Annotated in this window: 6 protein-coding genes; all 6 read right to left on the reverse strand. The window is 69.4% G+C overall.

All coding sequences use genetic code 11. The annotated features are described in order from the left end of the window. Nucleotides 1-141: 141 nt before the first annotated feature. Nucleotides 142-828: a uracil-DNA glycosylase gene (locus tag AB1634_18200; protein ID MEW6221446.1), complete on the reverse strand. Its 687-nt coding sequence runs from the start codon at nucleotides 826-828 to the stop codon at nucleotides 142-144. 118 nt (nucleotides 829-946) lie between these two features. Then, a complete protein-coding gene (locus AB1634_18205; GenBank protein ID MEW6221447.1) occupies nucleotides 947-1,246 on the reverse strand; it encodes a two-CW domain-containing protein in 300 nt (99 codons plus the stop codon). A 142-nt stretch (nucleotides 1,247-1,388) separates the two neighbouring features. Continuing rightward, nucleotides 1,389-1,691: a two-CW domain-containing protein gene (locus AB1634_18210; GenBank protein ID MEW6221448.1), complete on the reverse strand. Its 303-nt coding sequence runs from the start codon at nucleotides 1,689-1,691 to the stop codon at nucleotides 1,389-1,391. A gap of 31 nt (nucleotides 1,692-1,722) precedes the next feature. After that, nucleotides 1,723-4,779 carry a ChaN family lipoprotein gene (locus tag AB1634_18215; protein MEW6221449.1) on the reverse strand — a complete coding sequence of 1,019 codons (3,057 nt, stop codon included), beginning with the start codon at nucleotides 4,777-4,779 and terminating at the stop codon, nucleotides 1,723-1,725. 68 nt (nucleotides 4,780-4,847) lie between these two features. Continuing rightward, a complete protein-coding gene (gene trmFO, locus AB1634_18220; protein ID MEW6221450.1) occupies nucleotides 4,848-6,179 on the reverse strand; it encodes a methylenetetrahydrofolate--tRNA-(uracil(54)-C(5))-methyltransferase (FADH(2)-oxidizing) TrmFO in 1,332 nt (443 codons plus the stop codon). 33 nt (nucleotides 6,180-6,212) lie between these two features. Beyond that, a partial coding sequence (locus AB1634_18225) for an adenylate kinase (GenBank protein MEW6221451.1) occupies nucleotides 6,213-6,399 on the reverse strand: 187 nt, incomplete at its 5' end.

A 6,399-nucleotide genomic window follows, 5' to 3' on the forward strand; every position in this document is an offset into this window, starting at 1 on the left:
CTCCATACCCCCTCCCTCTCGTAGAAGTGTAACAAAATGAAACGGCCGACACTTAAGCCCCCCCGCCCAACGATGTCAAGAGAAAAAATGGCACACCGGGTTGACAAGAGTCAAGGATTCCCTGACAGGAAGGACCGTTGCTCAGGCGCGGGCGTCCGTCTGGCGGCACAGATCCCGGGCCAACTGCAGATCCTGCCAGGCGGTGCGCTTCATGTCCGGCTGGCGGAGGAGGAAGGCGGGGTGGAAGGTGGGCAGCAACCGGTGGCCGGCATACGCATGGAGTCGCCCCCGCAGGGCGAAGAAGGACTGGTCGCTGGCCAGGAGCACCCGGGCCGGAAAGGCGCCCATGCTCATCACCAGGCGCGGCGCCAGATGGCCGAGCTGCAGCCGGAGGATCTCCAGGCAGCGGCCGGTCTCGGCAGCGGTGGGCTCCCGGTCCGGGGGCCGGCACTTCACGGCCAGGGTGCAGAAGATCTCGGCGCGGGTCAGGCCGATGGCCTGGAGCATCCGGTCCAGAAGCTCGCCCGCCTCCCCCGGGAAGGGCTGCCCGCTCTCGTCCTCGGCGGTATCCGGCCAGGCGCCGACGATGACCAGGGCCGGCCGGCGGCTGCCACTGCCGAACACCACCTGACGGCGACTGGCCGCCAGCGGACAGCGCTGGCAGTCCGCCGTGGCCCTGGCCAGGCTGTCCAGATCGCTGCGGCTGCCCGCGGTCAGGAAGCGGCGCAGGGCCGGTGCCGCTGGCAGGGCCTCGATGCCCAGGGCCTGACGGGCCACCAGATGCTGGCGCACAGCCATGAGGATGGCGGTCAAGGACGGGGATACCACAAGGCCTCTCCCCAGGACAGAGGACCGGCAGCTGCACGGAAAAAGACCGGCGCCGATGCCCTCATCCCTGGGGGAGGCCATCGCCGCCGGTCGTGTCGACTCCGGGCCCAGACTGCCTTCAGCGCAGCTTGGCCACGATATCCTTGGTGGCCATGCAGGCGGCACCCTCTTCCTGCTTCACCACCTTGTAGAAATCGCAGCTCATGCAGTTGCCCAGCTTGGTGGCAAAGGTGCCCTGGATCTTGCCACCGCAGAGGGTGCCGGCCAGGGCCCAACAGCCGCGGCCACCATTGCGACCACCGTTGACCCCATGCACCCGGGCCTCAATGGAGGCCGGGCATACCCCCAGCTCCCCGGTCTTGGCACCGCCCTTTTCGCGACCGCACTTCTTGAACTCCCAGCAATTGAGCTTGGCCATCCATGCATCCTCCCTGACTCGTGGTGTGCTCCATGTCGTCCCGTTGGGGGATGGTGCTCGATCTCCGGTGGCGGCCGGCCAAGCGCCGCCAGGCTGCTGCATGCCGCAAGCAGCTCAGGGTAGCATACCGGTCAACCCTGGATCAAGCCTTGAGGCGCCGGATGATCTCCTTGGTCGTGACATAGGCCTCACCCTCTTCGTCCCGCACCCGGATGTAAAAAGGACACAGAAGACAGCCGCCCACCTTGTGGGCAAAGGTGCCCTGGACCTCACCACCGCACAGGGTGCCTGTGATGGCCCAGCAGCAGCGGCCCCCGTTGAGGCCGTCGTTCACCCCGGAAAGGCGGCTTTCCACCGCTGCCGGGCAAACCCCCAGCTCCCGGACCCGGGCTCCTCCCGGCTCCCGGCCACAGCCCATCTCCTGCCAGCAGTTCCGCTTGCCCATCACCAGACCTCCCTTGCCACCGCCCGCCGGCCTACAAGGTGACGGCGAGCTCCAGCTCCTCGTCCGGGAACAGGGCGCGGGGCCTGAGAAGGCGCAGCCGCACCTGGTCCCCTTTGGCCTTGTACAGAAGAGCGATGCGGATGTCCACCACCGCCTCCACTGCCTGCCCATCCAGGGCCAGAATCACGTCCTTTTCCTGGACCCCGGCCGCCTTGGCCGGACCATGGGGGGAGAAGCCGACCACCGTGACCCCGGCCTCCTCCTGGGACAGCTGCACGCCCAGGAGCGGCTGGGGCGGCAGCGACCGGGGCTCCAGAAACATCAGATAGTCAGCCGCTTCCGGCTCCGGATCCCCCGACTCCTGGGGTGCCACAATGGCGTACGGCAGCTGGTTGCGGCGGAACACCCGCTCCGGGATCCCCTCCCGGTAGCCGACATGGCCCCGGCCGGCGATCACCACCATCCGGTGCTCCGGATGATCCGCCAGGAACTCGTCCACCGCCGCGGCCATGCTCTCGTCCCACAGGGCCTGCGCCTGAAGGAAGCCGGCAAACTGGCCGCTGGTGCCCGCCCCGTGGGCGGAATAGATCGCTTCCAGCCGTTGCCGGTAGCCCGGCAGGGCCAGGTCCCGCTCGGCAGGGATCTGGGCCAACTCCTCGGCGGACAGCCCGGTGATCCCCGCCTTGTCCCGGAACACCTTCTCCACGATCTCCCGGGGCAGATTGAGGGCCACCACCGGGATGCCGTGGTGACGGGCGAAATCGATGATCTCCCGGTACAGGCGATAGTCGAAGCCCCAACTCTCGAAGTAGTTGGATTTCTTAAGGAAAGTCGGCTCGTCGCTGCCCAGGGCCACGTACTCGTCCAGGGCCGGCTGGGCCGGCCGCGCGAACATCTCCATGCCAATGGCCAGCTTGGGATCCCGCTCGTAGAGGGCGCGGATGACCTGGAGCTGCAACCGGTGATCCTGGAAGTTGGTGTGGGACTCGCCCACGTAGACGATCCTCTTGGCCAACAGCTCATCAGCAATGGCATCGAGGCCCTGCCGGTGCCGGCTCGCCACCCCCTGGGGCAGCCCGGGCCCCTCGACGATCAGGCCCTGATCGGCAACCGCCTCCTCGCGCAAGGTGTTGCGGCCCGCGGTGAAGGCCAGACGGCTGCTGCGGCCATAGTGGCCGAGCTTGGGCAGAGCGGCCTCCACTTCCTCGGCCGAGGCGGCCGCCACCAGCACCGCCACCTGCCGCGGGGCCAGAGGATGCGGCCGCACCTCCAGGGCGAAACCGGCCGCCGGCAGCCTGGGGGACGCAAACCAGCCGCGGCTGATCGGCCCCTCGGGGTCCAGGAACAGCACCGAGGCCCCGGCCAACTCCTCGTCGGTGACCTCCGCTTCGCTCTTGACCGCGGTCTTGGCCCCGCCCAAGGCCGCGATCAGGGCGGCAAAGCGGGCCTGATTCCCTTCGTCGCCGCAGACGATCAGGCGGCGCGACGCCCCCAGGAACCGGGACCACACCGGCGGCAGCTCGTCCCGGTCCAGGTGGCGCATGAGGTCAAAGCCCGGATCGATCAGAAGCCTCCTGGGCTCGGCCGCCAACGGCAGCTCGAAGCGGCGCTCCGTCTCCGGGAGGAAGAGCGTCGTCCGCTCGCCCCCCCGCTCCGTCTCCACGGACACGGGGATATGCAGCCGGAAGGGACTGCCTTTGTCCTGGGTGAGGACAAACGAGAGCAGGGGCCGGCCGTCCCGCTCACTCACCTCCATGGCCCGCACCCCCAGGCGCGGGATGTCCGGCCGCTCCAGCCACTGGGCAAAGAAGGCGCCCAGCTCCAGCCGGCCGACCCTCTCAAAGCTGGCGGCCAGATCCGACCAGGTCGCCCGGCCGAACCGCATCCGGCCATAGAAGTCCCGCACCGCCTCCGAAAAGGCCTCTTCGCCCAGCTCGGCGGCCAGCATGTGGAAGACCATGAGCGCCTTGCCGTAGCCGATAGCCCGCTTGCCGCGGCCCGCCGCATCGTCCTCCTGGGCGCCGATGAAGTCCCGGAGCGCCAGCTGGCTCTCCCCGTGCACGTAGCTTTCGTAGGCCAGCAGCTGATCCAGGCGGTACCGGACAGCCTCACCCTGCTGCCGGGCAAAGCGGTAATCGGCCAGATAGGTGACCAGCCCTTCCACCCAGTTGCCTTCGCTGTAGTCCACCCGCACGGCGTTGCCCAGCCACTGGTGCAGAATCTCGTGGCCCAGGGAGGTGTCCTTGATAAAGGGCAGCCGGAGCACGGCCTGGCCGAGCAGTGTGAGGGTAGGCACCGCAAAGCCGGTGGGCAGCCGGTTCTCCACCACCGCGAAGCGACGGTAGGGAAAGCTGCCCAGAAGCTGCCGGTATCCCTCAAGATAGGCCAGGGCCTTGGCCTGGTAGTCGGCCATGAGCCCGGCGTCTTCCGGGAAGAAGTACAGCAGCAGTTCCTGGCCGTCGCCAAAGGAGGTGGCGCTCACCTGGTAGGGGCCAGCCAGCAGATCCAGGCCGGGCAGCGGCCGCGGAAAGACCAGCCGGACCCGTTTCTCCTGGTCGTTGGCGGTGCTGCGCACCAGCTCGGCCTCGGCCACCGCCTCCCAGTCGGGGGGGACGACCACGTCCAGATCGAAGAGGCTGTCGTGCTGGAGCATCGGGTGCCAGAAGCCGGTCAGGGAAACGCCCTGCGGGCTCACCAGGCCGCCGTCCGTCGCCGCAGCAAACTGGCGCTCGAAATCCAGGACAAGGGTCCGGGGCTGGGCCGCGGCCGGCAGGCTGATCACCCCCTCCACCGCCGCCAGAGGCTCGCCGGTCCCCTCGATGCCGGCGCGGGTCAGGATGAGATCGCCGACCACGATCCGCTCCTCCAGCTCCGCCGGCAGGTCGATGCGGGCCGAGGCCAGGAGGCGTCCCCGGGCCAGATCGAACGCCACGGACAGCCGGTAGACTGGCGTGGCCATCTGGGCCAGGCCGGTGCCGGGCAGTGCCACGAGCAGCAGGAGGAGAAAAAGGCCAAGCGCCAGGGCCGGACCGGCAGCGCCGGCCATCAGGCCTGGGCCGGCGGCGGCCGGCGGCAGCGACTGGGACATGGACGGATTCTCCTTGCCGTGGCAGGCCCACGGCGCAACGGCCTCAGGCAGGCGGGCCCGAACGCCCATCAGCGCTCGGCCAGGCACGCCCGCCAGGCAGCCAGGGCCTCCAGGGCCCGGCGGGCGTGCTCGGCCCCCCGCAGCCGTCGCGGCACCTTGCGGCCCAGGGCCGGGAACAGGCCGAAGTTGACGTTGGAGGGCTGGAAATGACGGGCCTCGCTCATCGTCAGATGGGTGATCAGGCTGCCCAGAGCGGTCGCAGGCGGCGGCACCACCGGGGCCAGGCCCGCGGTCAGTCGGGCGGCGTTGATGCCGGCCAAAAGGCCCATGGCCGCCGACTCCACGTAGCCCTCCACCCCGGTCAGCTGGCCGGCCAGGAACAGCCCTGGCTGGCCCTTCATGCCCAGGGTCGGCTCCAGGATCACCGGCGCGCACACGAAGGTGTTGCGGTGGATGCTGCCGTAGCGGAGAAAGCTGGCCGCGGCCAGCCCGGGAATCAGGCGAAAAACCCGATCCTGCTCAGGATACGTGAGCTTGGTCTGGAAGCCAACCAGATTGTAGGCGTCCGCCTGGCGGTTCTCCTGGCGCAGCTGCACCACCGCGTGGGGGAGAGCACCGGTACGGGGGTCGGGCAGCCCCACCGGCTTCATGGGGCCGAAGCGCAGGGTCTCCGGCCCCCGCTCCAGCATGACCTCGATGGGCAGGCAGCCCTCGAAGTAGCGCGGCTCCTCGAAGTCCCGGAGAGGCACGGTTTGCGCTCCGGCCAGGGCCTCGATGAAGGTCTGGTACTGCCCCGCGTCCATGGGGCAGTTGAGATAGTCGCCCGGGCCATCCTGGTAGCGGGAGGCGCTGTAGACCTGGGTCCGGTCGATGGAGTCGGCGGCGACGATGGGGGCGATGGCGTCGTAGAAGGCCAGCTGGCGGTGGCCGACCAGATCCTGGAGAGCGGCGGTCAGGGCGGGCGAGGTGAGCGGACCGGTGGCGATCACCACCGGTCCGCCGGTCTCCTCCGGCTTGGGAATGGTCGCAACCTCCCGGCGCACCACGGTGACCAGAGGATGGGCCTCAAGGCGGCCTGTCACGGCAGACGCAAAGGCCTCCCGGTCCACCGCCAGGGCCTTGCCGGCCGGCACCTCCGTCTCGGCGGCCGCGGCCATGATGAGGGAGCCCAGCTGCCGCATCTCCTCCTTGAGGAGACCGATGGCCGAGCTGATCTCCGCCGAGCGCAGGGAGTTGGAGCAGACCAGCTCGGCCAAAAGCCCCGTGGTGTGCGCCGGCGTCGTCACCTGGGGCCGCATCTCCAGGAGCCGGACCGGACAGCCCCGGGAGACGGCCTGCCAGGCGGCCTCGCAGCCGGCCAGGCCGCCGCCCACGATGGTGACGCCGGAGGCAGGGTCCATCACGACCGCTCCCCGGGAGGCGCGGCCATCCGGCTACAGCTTGAGGGCATTGCGGATGGCGGCCACCACGGCCTCGCTGGAGGTGCCGGCCACGGTGGCCAGCAGGCCTTCCTTCTGGTAGAAGCCGATGAGCGGAGCCGTCTTCTCGTTGTAGGTGGCCAGCCGGTGGCTGATGGCCTCCTCGGTCTCGTCGGCCCGCTGGATCACCGGCTGGCCACAG

This window comes from Thermodesulfobacteriota bacterium (assembly GCA_040755095.1).
Lineage (GTDB): Bacteria > Desulfobacterota > Desulfobulbia > Desulfobulbales > JBFMBH01 > JBFMBH01.